The organism is Megasphaera elsdenii DSM 20460 (genome assembly GCF_003010495.1).
Taxonomy (GTDB): Bacteria; Bacillota; Negativicutes; order Veillonellales; family Megasphaeraceae; genus Megasphaera; species Megasphaera elsdenii.
The window spans coordinates 2,371,929-2,391,246 of the sequence record NZ_CP027570.1 but is presented as its reverse complement, the minus strand read 5'-3'; the positions used below and the strand labels follow the sequence as shown (position 1 = coordinate 2,391,246).

The following is a 19,318-nucleotide window of genomic DNA, read 5'->3' as shown; positions in this document are numbered from 1 at the left end:
TCTATGAGGTTAGCCAAAAAGGGGGATTTTATCGATGAATTTTAGAAGTACACGATCTGACGAATGTGTTTCGCCGTCTTATGCACTCTTGCATGGGCTGGCTGCTGACGGAGGCCTTTATGTACCGGAATCATTCCCGGAAAATGTCCTGTCTTATAAAGACCTGGCCGGCAAATCCTATCAGGACATCGCTGAAGCCGTCTTGTCCCATTTCTTTACGAATTTCACGGCGGAAGAACGGAAGCAGATGATCGCTTCGGCCTACAATGATACGACTTTCCGCGATGACCGCATCGTACCGCTCCATTCCATCGATACGGATTTGTCCATTGCCGAACTGTTCCACGGCCGGACGCTGGCCTTCAAGGACCTGGCCCTGTCGTTGTTCCCGTACTTGCTGACGGCGGCCAAGAAGCAGGAAAAAGAAGACCGGGATATCCTTATCCTGACGGCGACCAGCGGCGACACGGGTAAAGCCGCCCTGGAAGGGTTCAAAGATGTACCCGGTACGAATATCATGGTCTTTTATCCCAGCGAAGGCGTCAGCCCCATGCAGAAGCAGCAGATGCAGAAGCAGGAAGGGGACAATGTCAAGGTTTCGGCCATTTACGGCAATTTCGACGACGCTCAGAGCTTCTTGAAACGCGTTTTCACCAGCGCCGAAGTCAATGCCTATGCCAACGAAAAAGGCGTCCTCTTCTCCAGCGCCAACTCCATCAACATCGGCCGCTTGTTCCCGCAGGTCGCTTACTATGTATCGACGTATGTCTCCCTCGTCGATAATGGCGCCATCAGCGAAGGCGAAACATTCGACGTCATCGTCCCGACAGGGAATTTCGGCAATATCCTGGCCGGCTATTTCGCCAAGAAAATGGGCATCCCCATTGGCAAACTGATCTGTGCATCCAATCAGAACAAGGTCCTGGCCGACTTCTTTGAAACCGGCGTCTACGATATGAACCGCGATTTCTATACGACGTCGAGCCCGTCTATGGACATCCTCTTGTCGAGCAACTTTGAACGCTTCTTGTTCTACGTCGCCGGCCAGAATGCCCAAAAGGTCGCCCAGTGGGAAAAAGACCTGCTGGAAACGGGGAAGATGAGCGTTTCGGAAGCGGAATTGAAGACCCTCCGCCAGGAATTTGAAGGCGGCTGGATCGACGATGACGAAACGAAGGCCGTCATCAACCACGTCTACAATGATTTTGGCTATCTCCTCGATCCCCATACGGCGGTCGCTTACGGCGTCGGCATGAACCGCCACCGCCAGGGCCTGGACGAAGGCCGCCACACTGTCGTCATGGCGACGGCTCATCCCTATAAATTCCCGCCGGTCATCTGCGAAGCCCTGGCCCTGCGCCAGAGCGATGATCCCTTCGACATGCTGGCCGACATCAGCAGCGTCACGGGCATTGCCCTGCCCAAGCCCCTGGCTGATCTCAAGGACAAACCGGTCCGTTTCAGCGATTCCATCGACAAAGAAGACATGAAGAAAGCCGTCCTGGCTTTTGTCGACGCCATTGCTGCCAAGCACTAGGAAAAGAGGCCTTTGGTTTGAGTAAAGGGGTTATTTACGCTATCTTATCGGCCCTGGCCTTCAGTATCCAGAATGTCATCGTAAAAGAATTGTCCTATACGACGAGCACTGGGGAAATCGCGTTCTTCCGCGGCTTCCTCAGTGCCCTTCTGATATTGGGGCTCATGCGCATCCAGCATGTACATCTGTCGAAGCAGGACATACCGACGCTGACCCTGCGCGGTGTCCTCGGCGGCATCGGCATGATCTGCATCTTCTATGCCCTCCGCGGCATGCCCTTGGCCGACGTATCCATCATCTCCCAGTTGTCGGCGTTCTTCGTCATGCTCTTCGCGGCGCTTTTCTTAAAGGAAGTCCTGCCGCCTGGGTCGAAATTGCCGCTGCTCATCATCTTCATCGGCGGCTGCCTCGTCGTCCGGCCCTGGAATTTTTCGTCCTTCAACGTCTATTCCCTGTTCGCCCTGGGGCAGGCCGTCTTTGCCGCCGGTGCCTACACAACGGTGAGCAAGCTCACCGGTTCCGGCCGTCATCACCCGTATGAAGTCGTCCTGTACTTCCTGGTCTGTGCCGCCCTGGCCGGCATCGTCCTCATGGCCCTGACCGGCGGCTTCGTCATGCCGGCTCATGGCGACTGGATCTATTATGGCGGTCTGGCGTTGTTCAGCGTCATCGCCCAGATCTGGATGACCAATGCTTATGCGACGGCCAATCCCGTCGTCGTCAGCTTCGTTTCCTATATCGGCGTCTTCTTCAACGCCCTCTGGGGCTTCGTCATCTTTGGCGAAATCCTGACGGGCCTGACCGTTGCCGGCGGCGTGCTCATCATCGGCGGGTCCATGTACCTGACCAAGCTCAAGCACGATAAGATTGCCGAAATGGCCAAGATGCAGGAACGAAAATAGAAAGAGGCATCCGAATGACTACGCAGCAGATTCATGAAACACATATCAAAATCGCTTTCTTTGCCGTTTTAGTGATCATGCTGGCCGCGATTTATGTGGCCATCCCTGACTTTTACCGCACGGTCTGGCAGCTGTCGACGAGCGGCAATATGCAGGGGACCATCGACTACCTGCGCTCCTTCGGCGCCTGGGCCGTCCTGGTCAGCATGATCATCGACATCGTCATCAACATCGTCGGCTTCCTGCCGTCCATCTTCATTTCCACGGCCAACGGCGTCCTCTTCGGCGTCGTCGGCGGGACCGTCGTCTCCTGGGTGGCCGAGACTATCGGCGTCATCATCAGCTTCTTCTTCATGCGGACCCTGTTCCGCCATAAGGCCAAGAAGGTCATCGAGAAGAGCCGCATGCTCAGCAAGCTCGACCACTACAGTACGTGGCAGGCCATGACCCTGGCCCGGGCCGTCCCGTATTCGCCGAACGGCCTGGTCACGGCCCTGGGGGCGCTGAGCCGCATCAGCTACCGCGACTATATCCTGGGCTGCTTCATCGGCAAATTGCCGTCTGTAGCCTGCGAAGTCCTGGTCGGCCACGACCTGGTCATGATGGAAGAACATTCTATGCGCCTGACCATCGTCCTCATCGTCATCGCCATCGTCTACGGCGGCCTGTGGTACTGGCATCGCCGTCAGCAGGCCAAGAAGGTCCTCCATAAGATCGCCGACGATCTCAAGGACGGCGAAGGCCGGAGTTAATTACGAAAGGATTGATCCTCATGGAAAGAGAATATAAATTAGCAGAACAGTATCATTTGCAGGGCAATAACTGTATCGAATCGGTCATCAAGACCTGTAACGATACGATGAACCTCCAGTTGCCGGACGTGGCCATCCGCATGGCTTCGGGCATGGGCGGCGGCATCGGCCGGTCGGGCTGTGTCTGCGGCGCTTTGAGCGGGGCCTGTCTGGTCATCGGCGCCCTCGTCGGCCGCCGGACACCGGACGAAAAGCCCTTGCCGGAAGTCTATAAATACACCAGCGAATTTCATGACCGCTTCAAACAGCACTTCGGCGCCACCTGCTGCCGGGCCCTCAATACCCTCAGCTTCGGTACGCCGGAATACCGCAAGCACTGCATCAAGATCACGGCTACCGCCGCCGACATGGTCTCCGACTTCATCGCCGAAAAAGGATTGCTGAAGTAATTTTAGTGGCTCGTGGCTCGTGGTTCGTGGTTCGTGGTTCGTGGTTCGTGGTTCGTGGTTCGTGGTTCGTGGTTCGTGGTTCGTGGTTCGTATAACAAAAAAGCTGTCGCTTATGCGACAGCTTTTTTGTTAGCCACTAGCCCCCATCTCTTACAAGAAAATGTACTTCATGACGAAGATGACGGCCAGGCAGTACATGAGGAGGGAAATCTTTTCCCGTTTGCCTGTGAGCAGGTTGATGACGACATACGAGATGATGCCGAAGGAGATGCCTTCAGAGATGCTGTAACAGAACGGCATGGCAATGATGGTGATGTATGCCGGAATGGATTCGCTGAAGTCATTGAAATCGATGCCGGCGACGGAGGTCAGCATGAGGAAGCCGACGATGACCAGGGCCGGTGCCGTAGCAAAGGCCGGGATGGCCATGAAGAACGGCGACAGGAAGAGGGACAAGGCGAAGAGGACGGCGACGCAGACTGCCGTCAGACCCGTGCGGCCGCCTTCGCTGACGCCGGTAGCGCTTTCGACGAAGGTCGTCGTCGTACTCGTACCGAGGACTGCCCCGATAGTCGTGGCGACGGCGTCGGCCAGGAGGGCGCCTTTGATGCGAGGCAGGCGGCCCCGTTCATCGAGCATGTTGGCCTTGGACGAGACGCCGATGAGCGTGCCCAACGTGTCGAAGATATCGACGAAGAGGAAAGCGAACATGACGACCAGGAAGTCCAGGCTGAAGACGCGGCTGAAGTCGAGCTGGCCCAGGATGGGACTCAGGCTGGCCGGAGCAAAGGCAGCGGCACCGCCGGACAGGTCGGGGATGACGCTGAACATCTTCATTTCCGGGTTGGGGACGTAGAGGCCGGTCAGTTCGCAGAGGATGGCCAGGATCCACGTGAAGAGGATGCCCCAGAGGATGTTGCCGCGGACTTTCTTGACCATGAGGACGGCCGTGAAGACGATGCCGAGCATGGCCAGGAGGACCGTAATGCCGACGGTGTGGAAGGTCCCCGTAGCAGCGGACTGTTTGAACGAGAACAGGGCGATCTTGGTTGCCGGATTGGCGACGATGATCTGGGCGTTCAGCAGGCCGATGAGGGCGATGAACAGGCCGATGCCGGCAGAGACGGCTTTCTTCAAGGTAATAGGGATGGCGTTGAAGATGGCTTCGCGGACATTGGTCAGGGACAGGACGATGAAAATCAGGCCTTCAAAGAAGACGGCAGCCAGGGCCATTTCCCAGGTGTAGCCCATCTGCAGGACGACGGTAAAGGCGAAGAAGGCGTTCAAGCCCATGCCCGGTGCCAGGGCGAAGGGGTAGTTGGCAAAGAAGGCCATGCACAGCGTCCCGATGAAGGAGGCCAGGGCCGTCGCCGTGAGGACGGCGCCTTTGTCCATGCCGGCGGCACTCATGATGGTCGGGTTGACGGCCAGGATGTAGGCCATGGTCATGAACGTCGTGATGCCAGCCAGGATTTCCGTGCGGACCGTCGTGCCGTTTTCACTCAGGTGAAAGAACCGGTCGAGAAAGGACGGTTGGTTTTCCATAATACATTCACACTCCTTTTGAAATGAAACAAGTTGATACCCATACATGTACACACATAAAGCCAAAAAGACGACGGACATCAACTGAATATAATTATTATAGGGGGTTCTGCCTTTTTGAGCAACTATTTTGTCAAAAAAAGGAAATTTATGATACAATGAGTCCGAAAGAAAAAAATTTACGCCTTTGCCGAAGGGAAGGAGCACTTTATGACTATGACAGGGAATCTTTTAAAACGGCGCATTGCCGTAGCCCGGGGCCTGGAACCGGGGGACGTCGTCCTCAAGGACTGCCGGATTGTCGACGTCTATACACAGACCATCCGGACCGGGGATATCGTCGTGGCTGACGGCGTCATCGCCGGCGTCGGCGGCCCTTATGAAGGACGGGAAGTCATCGAGGCCCATGGGGCTTATGCTGCACCGGGCCTCATCGAAAGCCATATCCATATCGAGTCGTCTTATGTCAGCCCGGAAGAGTTCGGCCGCCTCGTCGTACCCCTGGGGACGACGACCGTCGTCGCCGACCCGCATGAAATCGTCAATGTCTGCGGCCTGGCCGGCCTGCGCTACATGATGGAAGCCGCAGAAAAGACGGCCCTGGACATCCGCTTCATGGTGCCGTCGTGCGTCCCGGCGACGCCGTTCGACCACAGCGGCGCTGTGCTGGAAGCCGACGATATGAAAGGGCCCCTGGCAGACGACCGCATCCTCGGCGTCGGCGAATTTATGAACTGCCCGGGCATCCTGAACGGCGACGATGCCGTCCTGGACAAGCTCGTCGCCGCCTATGAAGCGAAAAAGCCCATCGACGGCCACAGCCCCGGTATCTCGGGCAAGGACCTGCAAGCCTATGCATCGGCCCGGATCCGGACGGACCACGAATGTTTCACCTTGGATGACGTCGAAGCGCGCCTCCAGGCCGGTATATATGTCATGCTGCGCAACGGCTCGGCCTGCCATGACCTGCCCAACCTGGTCAAGGCCGTGACGCCGGCCAACCTGCGCCGGTTTCTGCTCTGCTCGGACGACCTTCATCCCAAGACGATTTTCGAGAAAGGCCACCTCAACGAACACCTGCGCCTCTGCGTCGCCGCCGGCCTGTCGCCGGAAGCGGCCATTACCATGGCGACCCTCAACGCCGCCGACTGCTATCACTTCGACGACCGCGGCGCCCTGGCACCGGGCAAGCGGGCGGACATTGTCCTCTTCGAGGATTTGAAGGACTTCAAGGCCCTGGCGACCTTCATCGGCGGCCGGAAAGTAGCCGAAAAAGGCCGGTACAGCCTGCCCTTTACGCGAGCCGATTACAGCGCCGTCGGCAGTTCCGTCTGCATTGCCGGCTTTTCTGAAGATAAATTGGTCATGCACCTGACATCGGACCAGGTCCGGACCATCGATATCCTGCCGGGAGGCGTCGTCACTGAAAAGGGACAAGCTTCCATCCGGCGCGACGACCGCGACGATTTCATCTACGACCCGCAGGCCGATATCGTCAAGGTCGCCGTCGTCGAACGCCATCACGGCACGGGCAACGTCGGCCTGGGCTTGCTGCGCGGTTACGGCCTGAAGCGGGGCGCCGTCGCCGTGTCCATTGCCCACGATTCGCATAACATCATCGTCGCCGGCACGAACAACGGGGACATGGCTGCTGCCGTCAAGGCCCTGGAAACCCAGAAGGGCGGCATGGCCATCGTCCTGGACGGACAGGTCCTGGCAGCCATTCCCCTGCCCATTGCCGGCCTCATGAGCGACCAGCCGGCAGCTGCCGTCGATGCCGCCATGGATGAGCTCTACGCCAAGGCCCATCATATCCTGGGCGTCAGCGATGAGGTCGACGTCATCATGACCCTTTGTTTCATGAGCCTGCCCGTCATTCCCAAACTGAAATTACTGGACACGGGCCTCTTCGACGTCGAAGCCTTCGATTTCGTTCCTGTTGAACTCGATTAGGAATATGGTGAAGGATACTAACACGTCGAATGGGAACTATGATGCAGAACCCTAATAGGGCAGACGTAAAAGGCATTGGCCGATAGCTTGACGACCATGCTATAATAAAAGGTAGAGTATCGTCGTGAGTGGGGAGGAATGTGAAAGTTGATACTTAGCAAAGCCTGTAAGACAAAAATGGCGGCCTTTTTGCTGGCTGTTATGGCCCTGGCGCCGGTCCAGGCCATTACACAGGAAGAAATGGTCTACGACCAGGTCAGCAAATATATCCGCGGCAGCGAAGCGGCGGCTATCGCCCAGGATATCTGCGATGCATCCTATATGTATGACGTCGACCCGATCCTGGTCACGGCTGTCTTTACGACAGAAAGCCATTTCGACAATTCTGCCGTTTCCGGTGTCGGCGCCGTCGGCATCGCCCAGCTCATGCCGGCTACGGCGGCCTCGCTCAACGTCAACCCGTACAACCGGCGGGAGAACATCTTTGGCGGCGTCAAATACCTCGGCCAGATGGTCGAACGCTACCGTACGTGGGACAAGCCCTTCGTCTATGCCGAAGCGGCCTATAATGCCGGCCCCGGTGCCGTCGACCGGGCCCGTGGCGTCCCGCATTATACGGAGACCATGAACTACGTCCAGACCGTCGAACAGACGCGGCGGGAAATCTGGCGCCTCGCCGGTCATGAAGCCATGGCCATGCAGCCCTATAAGCGGTCGGCCATGACGATGCAGGAAAAGGAAGCGCCGATTTTCCCGAGCCTGAAGGAATGGCATGAACAGCATAGTCAGAAGGCTGCCCAGGTCCAGGCGAAATCCGTCGGTTCCACCAAACCCGCTCTGGTCCGGACCAAAGCGGCGCGCGTAGCACCGGAACGCCCGCGTCCGTCCTATTGGACGACGTCCCTGCCATGGGGCGAAGGGACCCGTAGAAAATAATATCGAGAAAGGGACCTCGCATCGAGCTTATGCGACTCCCTTTTTTTACGGTCTTATTCATAAATAGAAGGAGAAGTGAGAATGGAAAAAGAATTGATTCACTTGGAGCACGTATCCAAGACCTATGATGGGCACAAGGTATTAGACGGCCTGGACCTGGCGATTTCGGAAAATGAATTTGTCACCCTCCTCGGCCCCAGCGGCTGCGGCAAGACGACGACGCTCCGCCTCATTGCCGGCTTTGAGACGCCTGATGAAGGGCGCATCCTCTTTGAGGGAGCCGATATCACCCAGCTGCCGCCGAACCGGCGCCAGGTCAATACGGTGTTCCAGAATTATTCTCTTTTTTCCCATATGGACGTCGCCGAAAATATCGCCTTCGGTCCGAAAATCCACGGCAAGTCCCGCGACTATATCCGCGACAAGATCCGCTATGCCCTGAAACTGGTCAACCTCGACGGCTATGAACATGCCAACATCGTCGACTTGTCCGGCGGCCAGCAGCAGCGCGTGGCCATCGCCCGGGCCGTCGTCAATGAGCCGCGGGTCCTGCTCCTGGACGAACCGCTGAGCGCCTTGGACCGCAAACTGCGGCGCAGTATGCAGCTGGAACTCATCAAGATCAAAGAGGAACTGGGCATTACCTTCGTCTTCGTCACCCACGACCAGGAAGAGGCCCTGAGCATGTCCGACACGGTCGTCGTCATGAACCAGGGCTATATCCAGCAGATCGGCACGCCGGAAAACATCTACAATGAACCGGAAAACGCCTTTGTTGCCGACTTCATCGGGGACAGCAACATCGTCGACGGCCTCATGGTCCACGATAAGCTCGTGCGCATTGCCGACTACGACTTCGACTGCGTCGACGTCGGCTTCGGGACCAACCGGCCTGTCGATGTCCAGATCCGGCCGGAAGACATGGAACTGCGGCCGCCTCAGGACGGCGGTTTCAACGGCGTCGTCACCAAGACCATCTTCGAAGGCATGACCTACAACCTCACTATCCAGGCGCGGGGCATCGAATGGCTGGTCAAATCGACGAAGCACTACCAGCCTGGCGCCGAAGTCAGCCTCTGGGTGGACCCCTTCAACATCCAGATCATGAATAAACCGGAATCGGAAGACGAAAGGGCGATGGAAAATGATTAATTCAGCAGCGATCCGCAACCTCTTTGCCGCGCCGTTCCTCATCTGGGCGGTCCTGTTCATCTTCTGTCCCGTCGTGGCCATCGCCTGGTACGGCCTGACCGATGCCCAGGGGGCGATGACCTTGGCCAATATCAGCCTCATGACCCACTGGGAATACTTGAAGGCCCTGGAATTGTCCATCGTCCTGGCCCTCATCAGCACGGTCATCTGCCTCATCGTGGCCTATCCGCTGTGCCTCATCCTGACTGAGAAGAAGCGGAGGAAGGGCTCGCTCCTGTTCCTGCTCTTCATCCTGCCCATGTGGATGAATTCCCTGCTGACGACCATGGCCTGGCAGACGATTCTGGAAAAGAACGGCATCCTCAACCAGTTCCTGCGCCTCTTGTCCCTGCCCGACATGAGCCTCATCAATACGCCGGCAGCCATCGTCATCGGCATGATTTACAATTTCCTGCCCTATATGGTCCTGCCCCTTTACGTGGCCCTGAGCAAGATCAACGGCAACGTCATCGCCGCTGCCCGCGATTTGGGCGCCAGTTCCTGGCAGACCTTCACCAAGGTCATCCTGCCCTTGTCCCTGCCCGGTGCCATCAGCGGCATCACCATGGTCTTCATTCCGTCGCTGACGACGTTCTTCATCAGCGGCCTCTTAGGGGGCAACAAGATTCTCCTCATCGGCAATATCGTCGAACAGGAATTTACCATGGCCTACGACTGGCACCTGGGCAGCGGCCTGTCGTTGGTGCTCATGGTCTTCATCGTCGTCAACATGGCCGTGACGGCTTATTTCGACCGCAGTGAAGGGCAGGTGAAGAAGTGATGGAAAAAGTGAAGAAACTCTACGTCGCCCTGGTCGTCCTCTTCCTCTATGCGCCCATCGGCGTCCTCGTGGCCCAGTCCTTCAACGCCAGCCGCTACCGCGGTCACTGGACGGGTTTTACCCTGCAGTGGTATGGCGAACTCTTCCAGAATGAAGGCATCCTCGACGCCTTGCAGAACACCGTCACTATCGGCCTGTCGTCAGCGGCCATTGCCACCGTCCTGGGCCTCATCACCTGCATGGCCCTGCGCGGCATGGGCCGCAAACTGCGATCGGTCTTCCTCGGCGTGGCCAGTATGCCTCTGCTCAATGCGGACATCGTCACGGGGATTTCCCTGATGCTCCTCTTTTTGGGCATGGGCCTGCGCCTGGGGTATGGTTCCATCCTCATGGCCCACGTCGTCTTCAACCTGCCCTATGTCATCCTGTGCATCATGCCCCAGTTCCTGTCCCTGGACCGCAGCTGCTATGATGCGGCCCGCGACCTGGGAGCGACGCCGTTCGTGGCTTTCCGCCGCGTCGTCCTGCCGGAATTGCGGCCGAGCCTCCTGGCAGGCTTCATGCTGGCCTTCACCATGTCTGCCGATGACTTCATCATTACTCATTTCACCAAAGGCGCCGGCATCGATACGCTGCCGACGAAAATCTATGCCGAACTGAAATTGGGCATCCATCCGGAAATGTACGCCCTTTCGACGTTAGTCTTCGTCTTCGTCCTGGTCTTCGCCGTCTTGCTCATCGTCAACCGCAAGCGCCTGACCCTGGGACGGAACTGGTAGGAGGTCTGTCATGAAATATATCCGCCTGATCCTGCTCGGCCTTTGCTGCATCCTGGCCTTGAGCGGCTGTGGCTTCTGGGAAAGTGAAGAAGACGGGGACAACGTCGTCTATGTCTACAACTGGGGGGACTATGTCGACCCGGACACGCTCAAGCAGTTCGAAGAAGAAACGGGCATCCGCGTCGTCATGGATGAATTTGATACCAACGAGAGCATGTATCCCCTGGTCGCAGCCGGTGCCGAACGCTATGACGTCATCTGCCCGTCGGACTACATGATCCAGAAGATGATCCACAACGATCTCTTGCAGCCCCTCGATTATTCCCAGCTGCCTAACGCCCGCCAGTACGTCGGCAAGCAGTTCTGGACCCAGTCTGAGTCCTTCGACCCGGGCAACCGCTATGCCGTCCCTTATTGCTGGGGGACTGTCGGCATCGTCTACAACCGGACCATGGTCGATGAACCTGTCGACAGCTGGTCCATCCTCTGGAAAGAGAAGTATAAGAATGACATCATCATGCAGGATTCGCCGCGCGATTCCTTCATGGTCGCCTTGAAGCGCCTGGGCTATTCCCTGAATACGACGGATCCCCAGCAGATCCAAGAAGCCCGGGAGATGCTCATTGCCCAGAAGCCCCTGGTCCAGGCTTATGGCATCGATGACGTCAAGGACAAGCTCGTCTCCGGCGAAGCGGCCATGGGCGTCGTCTTTTCCGGCGAAGCCCTGCGCATGATCCTGGAGAACCGCGACCTGGAATACGTCATCCCCAAAGAAGGGACCAACCTCTGGATCGACTCGTGGGTCATCCCCAAGAACGCCGAACACGTCGAGAATGCCCATAAATTCATTGATTTCATGAGCCGCCCGGACATTGCCCTGAAGAACTTCGAGTACCTGACCTATTCGACGCCCAATACGGCCGTTCCGGATATGGAAGAAGACGAAGACTATAAAGATAACCCTGTCGTCTTCCCGCCGGAAGAAGCTTACGCTGGTCAGGAAACATACAAGTATTTAGGTGAAGAAGGGGATAAACGCTATAACGATGAATGGATACAAGTAAAAGTGTGGTAAGCAAAAGGGACTGTGCATGATGGTCGAAACCATCATGCACAGTCCCTTTTCGTTAGCTGGTAGACACTAGTCGAAGGCTTTGCCTGTGAGCATTTCGTAAGCTTCTTTGTATTTGGCAATGGTCTTGTCGATGACGTCCTGGGGCAGGAGATAATCGCTGTCCGGGTTGGCTTTGAGCCAGTCGCGGACGAACTGCTTGTCATACGACGGCTGGCTCTGGCCGGCTTTGTAGCCTTCGAGGGGCCAGAAGCGGGAGCTGTCCGGTGTGAGCATTTCGTCGCCTAAGACGATATTGCCTTTGTCGTCGAGGCCGAATTCGAATTTCGTGTCGGCAATGATGATGCCTTTGGAAAGGGCGTATTCGGCACATTTTTTATAAAGGGCCAGGGTATAATCGCGGATTTTTTCAGCGTATTCCTTGCCTTTTCCCGGGAAGGTCTTGTCGATGAAAGCGGCGCCTTCTTCGAGGGATACGTTTTCGTCGTGGTCACCGAGTTCCGCTTTCGTGCTCGGCGTGAAGATCGGTTCCGGGAGTTTTTCTGATTCTTTGAGGCCTGCCGGCAATTTGATGCCGCAAACGGTGCCGTCTTTCTGATAGCTTTCCCAGCCGCTGCCCGTGATGTAGCCGCGGACGATACATTCCATGGGGATCATAGTCAGTTTCTGGCATTTCATGCTGTTGCCGACGAACTGTTCCTGCTGGAAAAATTCCGGCATGTCAGCGTTGTCGACGGAAATCATGTGGTTCGGGATGATGTCCGACGTCATATCGAACCAAAACTTGGACATCTGCGTGAGGATGGCGCCTTTTTTGGTGATCTTGTTCTTGAGGATATGGTCGAAAGCGGAAATGCGGTCCGTTGCAACCATGATAATGCTGTCACCTGCGTCATAGACTTCGCGTACTTTACCGGATTTAAAAGGGGTGTATTCTTTCATCTTGTCTGGCCTCCATGATTCAGAACTTATTTTATTATGGTAGAACAGTATTATCATAGCATATTTTGGGGAAAGAAAAAAGGCTTTGTCATCAAAGGACAAAACCTTTTTTTTCGTGGTTTGTGGTTCGTGGCTCGTAGGGGACGCCCAGAGGGCGTCCCGCAAATCATGTATGCTTATTGCAAATAATAGGTCAAGTTGACGCTTTGGCTGAGGGTATTGGTGCCGGCTTCGACAGGCGTCGAATCGGCGGCTTCCATCTTGACGGCCCGCAGGCTCATGCCGGCTGCATAGACGCGGTTATACGAGGGGCTTGTGCCGGAAATGTTGATTTCCTTGACGGCGCCGAGCTGGCTGCCAGCGGCTTCCGCTGCGGCCTGGGCAGCGCGCTGACCGTTGTGGACAGCTTCTTTGATCAGGTTTTCTTTGATCTGGTCGGCGTGTTCATTGGTGAAACGTACGTTGTTGATCTGGTTGGCACCGAGACTGCCGGCTTTGTTGATGACCTGCGATACCATGGTCAGGTCGGTCAGTTTGACTTCCAGGTTGTTGCTTACCGTATACGACGTGACTTTCTGGCCTTTCATGTCGTAGTTCGGCGACATATAGAATCCCGTAGTCTTCATGTTTTCGGCCGGGATGCCCATGGCTTTCAGGGCATTGGTCACTTCATTCATGGCCAGGTTGTTCTTGGTCCGGGCCTGCTGGGCGTCGGCATCGGTGCTGGTCGTACCGATAGTGACATAGGCCGTATCCGGTGAGACTTCCTGCTGGGCATAGCCCGTGACGGTGACGACAGATGGTTCCGGGCCAGCTGCCAGGGACTGCGGGGCAGCGAGTACCAGGGACGACGCCAGCATGGCTGCGACGACCAGGCCTTTCAAGGGTTTATATTTCATAGGTAAGACCTCCTTTTCAATGTGGTTTCATTATACCATATCGGTGAATGTACGTCTATGTAGGACAAATAACGTATTTGTCTATGCCAAATATGACAAAAGTGTTGCATTTTTTTTCGTGGCGTACTATAATAGCCACAGATACATAGAAAAAGCTAGGGGAGCCTTCGGGCTGAGAAAAGTGACGGATTACACTTGACCCTTTACCTGATGCGGATCATGCCGCCGTAGGGAAGCTTTACGGGATTATAAAGCTCACCTGCGGAGGACCGTAGGGCGAGCTTTTTTTATTGCATTGGATTATTTTTTTGTATAGGAAGGATGTTAGTAATGGATTACACAACACAGATGGATGCTGCCCGCAAAGGCATCGTCACGCCGCAGATGAAGATCGTCGCTGAAAAGGAACACATGCCTGTCGAAAAACTCATGGCCCTCGTCGCCAGCGGCAAAGTCGCCATTCCGGCCAACAAAGTCCACACCAGTCTGTCGCCGGAAGCCGTCGGCCAGGACTGCCGCACCAAGATTAACGTCAACCTCGGCGTTTCTCCGGAACACAACAACCATGAAGAAGAATTGCAGAAAGTCCAGAATGCCATCGACATGAAAGCCGAAGCCATCATGGACTTGTCCAACTTCGGCAAGACCCGTGAATTTCGCCGTAAACTGGTCAAGATGTCTACGGCCATGATCGGCACGGTCCCCATGTACGATGCTGTCGGCATGCTGGAAAAGGACCTGAAAGACATTACCGTCGATGAATTTTTCTCCGTCGTCGAACAGCACGCAGAAGACGGCGTCGACTTCATGACCATCCACTGCGGCATGAATCGCAAGACGGCTCAGCGCATCAAAGACAACCCGCGCCTGACCAATGTCGTTTCCCGCGGCGGCTCGCTGCTCTTCGCCTGGATGGAAATGAACAATCAGGAAAACCCGTTCTACGAATACTACGACCGTCTCCTCGACATCTGTGAAAAATATGACGTCACCTTGAGCCTCGGCGACGCTTGTCGTCCGGGCTGTACCCATGACGCTACCGATGCCGCACAGATTGAAGAACTCATTACCCTCGGCGAATTGACCAAACGCGCCTGGGCCCATAACGTCCAGGTCATGATTGAAGGCCCGGGCCACATGGTCCTCAATGAAATCGCAGCCAACATGAAAATTGAAAAACGCCTTTGCCATGGCGCTCCGTTCTACGTCCTCGGACCTTTGGTCACGGACATTGCACCGGGCTATGACCACATCACCAGCGCCATCGGCGGTGCCATCGCTGCATCGTGCGGTGCCGACTTCCTCTGCTACGTCACACCGGCTGAACACCTGCGCCTGCCGACCGTCGACGACGTCAAAGAAGGCATCATCGCTGCCCGCATCGCAGCTCACGCTGCCGACCTGGTCAAAGGCATCCCGGGTGCCCAGGAATGGGATGACGCCATGAGTAAAGCCCGCGTCGACGTCGACTTCGACAAGATGATTTCCTTGTCCATCGATCCGGAAAAAGCCCGCCGCTACTACGAATCGAGCAAACCGGAATGTGAAGGCACCTGCACTATGTGCGGCAAGATGTGCCCGGCTCGCACGATGAAACGCATCCTCGCCGGCGAAGACGTTTCTATCCGCTAGGCTCCAGCTAAAATTTACCTCATAGATACTGAAAAAGGCCCGTCGTCATATGACGGGCCTTTTTCAGCTGCAGATCGCAGGTCGCAGGTGACAGGTCGCAAAAACATACACGGCCCATGGCCTTGTGCGTAGGGGCTGACCCGGTTAGGGCGGCCCGCTGCGAAGTTCGACCACAGCCTATCCGAGTATATGGTCTAACTTATTGGGGTCACTACATCTACCATCATGCGAGGTCCCTTTTTTCTAATGTCCAGCAGCTTCGGCTGTCGGCTGGAATGCCTGGGCAGCTTCAGGGTTTTCGTTCATGGCGTCGATGCGGGCGCGGTATTTGCTGTCAGCGGCATAGCGTTTGTTTTTGTAGCGGCCGATGGTCAGGAAGGGAACGATGATGATGGCGATGGCTAAGTAACCGCAATAGCCGTAGCCGTATTTGATGATGTTGGTCAGGCCGGCAACGGAGACGGTCATGGAAGCGATGATGATGAATAAGGTGACGATAGCCGAGCGGGTAACGGTGTTGCGGCTGATTTTCTTCAGGCATTTCGTTTCCGAGAAGCGGGCCGTGAAACCGAAGACCGTCGTGACACCTGTCGAGATGAGGCACAGCAGTAAGAAGGCGCTGTAGGCAATGGTCAGCCAGGACATGCCCATGGCTTTGCAGCTGGTCAGGGTCGGTAAGGGCGATTTGCCGTAGATGCCGGTCCAGCCTAAGAGCATGCAGACAGCTAAGGTCAGGGCGATGGCGTTCATGGCGAAGGAGAACCACATGGACGTGGCACAGTTCTTACGGGTGACTAAGGGCGTGCCGACGACGATCATCGTCGGGATGACGACGCACTGGAAACCGGAATAAGTGAAAGCGTGGAGAATGGCTGTCGGTACTTTGCTGAAGCCGTTCGTGGTGAAATCCTGGGCCATGGCAGCCGTGAAGAACTGCGTCCCTTCAATGGAACCGCCCATGTAGATGCCGACGGAGAAAATCATGATGACCATGGCTAAGATGGCCATGCCCATGTAGGTCGTGGCCCGACGTACCAGGCCGGCACCGAAGATGGTCAGGAAGAAGATGATCGTGCCGACGATGCCGATACCGGCGTAATAATTGAGGCCCGTCTGGGCATTGATGGCCGAGGCGGCGCCGGAAATCGTAGCCGATACGGCCATTAAGACCATGATATAGAAGAAGGCTTCGAAGAGGTATTCAATGCCTTTGAAGGGGCTGTATAAGTTCTGGAATAATTGACGGTAGCTCGTGAGGTGACGGGAATTGTACATGTTCATGGCTTCCTTGATGGTCAGCGTGAACAGCAGCATGGTGATGATAGCCGTAATCGGGCCGAGCCAGCCGAGGCTGACGAAATAGACGTTTTCCTGGTTGCCCGTAGCGAAACCGCCGCCGGCGTGAGAACTAAATAAGACGGCACCGACGGAAAAACACATGCTCAGTGAAGCGGCTTTGATTGATGAAATGTTAGCCATAAGATTTTCCTCCTTTTAGGACAATGGAGAGAAACGAAACGCCTTCCGTCTCTCTGCACGAAGCGTTGAAGAGAGACGAAAGGCGTTGTAATCCTTCCGCGGTACCACTCTGTTTCATCCTTTATGGATGCACTCTCGGATACGGCCATGGCGATATCCACGCTCTGTAACGGGAGTTCCCGTATCGGCCTACTTCATTCAGCCTTTCCGCTCAGCAATGAGTTCGGTCCGGAATCGATACTGCCTCACACCAGCCGGCAGCTCTCTGGAAACGATAGACTCAGACGTACTATTTTGCGTCATCGCGTTTGTGACGTTTATCAGTTGATGGTGCTATGATAGCATCATCACTTAATAAAGTCAAGAATAAAACATAATATTTTTTGAAATAATCACAATAAACGTTTAAGTTTAAGGTTTGACTTAAACGAAAACTAAGTCGCGTCGATACTGGATTTTATGGTATAATATAATTGTCGTTTTTGTGGATTCCACAGGGACGTGGATTGAAATTGTAACGTTGAATAGTAAGTGAGGTGGAAACCTGCCGTATGCTAACCCTGCGGCAGGTTTTTTCTATAGCTATTAAATTACTAGTCAACATTACAGAATTATATATTGATTTTCTATGGTGAAAGAGGTATACTAACCATATAAAATAGATTACCGAATTAAGACAGGGCATCTTGGCTATCCGTATATGTAACCAGGTCATACCGAACTCTGTCAAGACTGATTTATAGAGAGAAAGTGGTGCGAAGCGGCATCACACATAAAATATATCGGGGTTCCGCGCAGGCCTTACTTTCTATAAAATTAAGCAATATCCAGATAATTAACTCAAAAAATTAGATTGGCTTTCTCTCAGTTCGCAATATAGATGATAGAAAAGCAGGCGATGACTGAGTTAATTTGAAGACTGTCGCACCCTTCATGGGTGCGTGGATTGAAATCCGTTCCTTACAGGCTATGCCGCCCTCTGCTACGTCGCACCCTTCATGGGTGCGTGGATTGAAATAAAGATACCCAGTATCCCCTGGCGGACATCAACGCGTCGCACCCTTCATGGGTGCGTGGATTGAAATCGGAAAGCGATATCTTTGAAGACGTCCCGTCGGCCAGTCGCACCCTTCATGGGTGCGTGGATTGAAATAAAGTTGATGCCGTAGCTGATGGCGCCCAGGCCCATGTCGCACCCTTCATGGGTGCGTGGATTGAAATACTGGATATATCCTTGAAAGGCCAGCTGGTCCTGGGTCGCACCCTTCATGGGTGCGTGGATTGAAATTCGTCAGCCGCGGCTTGTCTGAGAGCCGGGAAAAGGTCGCACCCTTCATGGGTGCGTGGATTGAAATCAGGAAGATGCCCTGCGGTTGTTCCGGGCCTGCCGCGTCGCACCCTTCATGGGTGCGTGGATTGAAATCCGATATGGTGAAGCGGGCCAAGGAGTTGAATATGCGTCGCACCCTTCATGGGTGCGTGGATTGAAATGATGAGGTCCATCTGGTCGACGTTCATGCCGGTCTTGTCGCACCCTTCATGGGTGCGTGGATTGAAATCTCAATGGGCAGGGCATCGACGTCGGCCCGCAGGGTCGCACCCTTCATGGGTGCGTGGATTGAAATAAGCACGTCAGCCCGGCTGGGGCCGCCGTCGCCGTCGCACCCTTCATGGGTGCGTGGATTGAAATTACAGCGGATATGAGTACGCGGCAGTTGGCGACCCGTCGCACCCTTCATGGGTGCGTGGATTGAAATATGCTCTCTGCTGCTTCGACGATGTAATCAAGGGCTGTCGCACCCTTCATGGGTGCGTGGATTGAAATAAGTTTTGCTAACCACTGCTCATAGACACGAATCTTGTCGCACCCTTCATGGGTGCGTGGATTGAAATCGGTTCGGGCTGTTTAGTGGTTGCGGTGGCCGGGGTCGCACCCTTCATGGGTGCGTGGATTGAAATGCATTGACATCTGTAAAAGGGAAAAACTGGCTTACGTCGCACCCTTCATGGGTGCGTGGATTGAAATTTCACGGCGCCTGTGACGCCATGCCATGCCTTAGAGTCGCACCCTTCATGGGTGCGTGGATTGAAATAATATCAAACAGAACACGGCTGCGGCCTGGCTGGAAGTCGCACCCTTCATGGGTGCGTGGATTGAAATATAATTATCATCTACAAGGCACTGCTTCTGGGTATGTCGCACCCTTCATGGGTGCGTGGATTGAAATTGAAACCATGACGGATTTCCTCACAGATGCATACGTCGCACCCTTCATGGGTGCGTGGATTGAAATTGGTTGGCTGTGATGCTTGAAGAAAGCGGCACGTCGTCGCACCCTTCATGGGTGCGTGGATTGAAATAGTTGAAGTACGACTTTATCCGAGTCTTGATGAAGTCGCACCCTTCATGGGTGCGTGGATTGAAATCCGTGTGCGTCCGCCGGATGAGATTTCCGCGCCGTGTCGCAC

At 55.2% G+C, this 19,318-nt stretch carries 15 protein-coding genes, 1 CRISPR repeat array, 1 riboswitch and 1 other annotated feature (1 of these 18 running past the window's edge); of the genes, 11 read left to right on the top strand and 4 right to left on the bottom strand.

The window, feature by feature from the left end; genetic code table 11:
• Positions 1-34 precede the first annotated feature (34 nt).
• The 4 genes from thrC to C6362_RS11320 are packed head-to-tail and all read left to right on the top strand — an operon-like array spanning position 35 to position 3,640.
• On the top strand, positions 35-1,537 hold the full coding sequence (gene thrC / locus C6362_RS11335) for a threonine synthase (protein WP_014016532.1): 1,503 nt from the start codon (positions 35-37) through the stop codon (positions 1,535-1,537).
• Between the two features lie 17 nt (positions 1,538-1,554).
• Complete coding sequence (locus tag C6362_RS11330; RefSeq protein WP_014016533.1) at positions 1,555-2,439, top strand: DMT family transporter; 885 nt, start codon at positions 1,555-1,557, stop codon at positions 2,437-2,439.
• Positions 2,440-2,453: 14 nt separating this feature from the next.
• Positions 2,454-3,191 (top strand): TVP38/TMEM64 family protein, encoded by a 738-nt coding sequence (locus tag C6362_RS11325; RefSeq protein WP_014016534.1) that lies wholly within the window; start codon positions 2,454-2,456, stop codon positions 3,189-3,191.
• Between the two features lie 20 nt (positions 3,192-3,211).
• Positions 3,212-3,640 carry a C-GCAxxG-C-C family protein gene (locus C6362_RS11320; RefSeq protein ID WP_022497013.1) on the top strand — a complete coding sequence of 143 codons (429 nt, stop codon included), beginning with the start codon at positions 3,212-3,214 and terminating at the stop codon, positions 3,638-3,640.
• Between the two features lie 150 nt (positions 3,641-3,790).
• On the opposite strand, the gene C6362_RS11315 is transcribed toward C6362_RS11320, so the two are convergent.
• Complete coding sequence (locus C6362_RS11315) at positions 3,791-5,185, bottom strand: NCS2 family permease (protein ID WP_022497012.1); 1,395 nt, start codon at positions 5,183-5,185, stop codon at positions 3,791-3,793.
• A 216-nt stretch (positions 5,186-5,401) separates the two neighbouring features.
• On the opposite strand from C6362_RS11315, the gene ade reads away from it, so the two are divergent.
• The 6 genes from ade (at position 5,402) to C6362_RS11285 (ending at position 11,900) form a co-directional block, all read left to right on the top strand.
• A complete protein-coding gene (ade, locus tag C6362_RS11310) occupies positions 5,402-7,138 on the top strand; it encodes an adenine deaminase (RefSeq protein WP_041647229.1) in 1,737 nt (578 codons plus the stop codon).
• Between the two features lie 147 nt (positions 7,139-7,285).
• Positions 7,286-8,074 (top strand): lytic transglycosylase domain-containing protein, encoded by a 789-nt coding sequence (locus C6362_RS11305; RefSeq protein WP_014016536.1) that lies wholly within the window; start codon positions 7,286-7,288, stop codon positions 8,072-8,074.
• An 81-nt stretch (positions 8,075-8,155) separates the two neighbouring features.
• Positions 8,156-9,226, top strand: a complete 1,071-nt coding sequence (locus tag C6362_RS11300) for an ABC transporter ATP-binding protein (RefSeq protein ID WP_014016537.1) — start codon at positions 8,156-8,158, stop codon at positions 9,224-9,226.
• Positions 9,219-10,046 (top strand): ABC transporter permease, encoded by an 828-nt coding sequence (locus C6362_RS11295; RefSeq protein WP_014016538.1) that lies wholly within the window; start codon positions 9,219-9,221, stop codon positions 10,044-10,046. The genes C6362_RS11300 and C6362_RS11295 overlap by 8 nt, the downstream gene beginning before the upstream one ends.
• Complete coding sequence (locus C6362_RS11290; protein ID WP_014016539.1) at positions 10,046-10,825, top strand: ABC transporter permease; 780 nt, start codon at positions 10,046-10,048, stop codon at positions 10,823-10,825. Before C6362_RS11295 ends, C6362_RS11290 begins: the two co-directional genes overlap by 1 nt.
• 10 nt (positions 10,826-10,835) lie before the next feature.
• Positions 10,836-11,900 (top strand): ABC transporter substrate-binding protein, encoded by a 1,065-nt coding sequence (locus C6362_RS11285; RefSeq protein ID WP_014016540.1) that lies wholly within the window; start codon positions 10,836-10,838, stop codon positions 11,898-11,900.
• Positions 11,901-11,966: 66 nt separating this feature from the next.
• On the opposite strand, the gene C6362_RS11280 is transcribed toward C6362_RS11285, so the two are convergent.
• A complete protein-coding gene (locus C6362_RS11280; RefSeq protein WP_014016541.1) occupies positions 11,967-12,839 on the bottom strand; it encodes a phosphoribosylaminoimidazolesuccinocarboxamide synthase in 873 nt (290 codons plus the stop codon).
• Between the two features lie 176 nt (positions 12,840-13,015).
• Complete coding sequence (locus C6362_RS11275; protein WP_014016542.1) at positions 13,016-13,738, bottom strand: SIMPL domain-containing protein; 723 nt, start codon at positions 13,736-13,738, stop codon at positions 13,016-13,018.
• A gap of 147 nt (positions 13,739-13,885) precedes the next feature.
• Positions 13,886-13,989: riboswitch (TPP riboswitch) on the top strand.
• A 79-nt stretch (positions 13,990-14,068) separates the two neighbouring features.
• On the opposite strand from C6362_RS11275, the gene thiC reads away from it, so the two are divergent.
• On the top strand, positions 14,069-15,370 hold the full coding sequence (thiC, locus tag C6362_RS11270; protein ID WP_014016543.1) for a phosphomethylpyrimidine synthase ThiC: 1,302 nt from the start codon (positions 14,069-14,071) through the stop codon (positions 15,368-15,370).
• A gap of 243 nt (positions 15,371-15,613) precedes the next feature.
• On the opposite strand, the gene C6362_RS11265 is transcribed toward thiC, so the two are convergent.
• Positions 15,614-16,849 carry a YkvI family membrane protein gene (locus C6362_RS11265; RefSeq protein WP_014016544.1) on the bottom strand — a complete coding sequence of 412 codons (1,236 nt, stop codon included), beginning with the start codon at positions 16,847-16,849 and terminating at the stop codon, positions 15,614-15,616.
• Positions 16,850-16,917: 68 nt separating this feature from the next.
• Positions 16,918-17,161: a binding site (T-box leader), on the bottom strand.
• Positions 17,162-17,770: 609 nt separating this feature from the next.
• A CRISPR array of direct repeats spans positions 17,771-19,318; the repeat unit is 32 nt; unit sequence GTCGCACCCTTCATGGGTGCGTGGATTGAAAT (it continues 1,035 nt past the right edge of the window).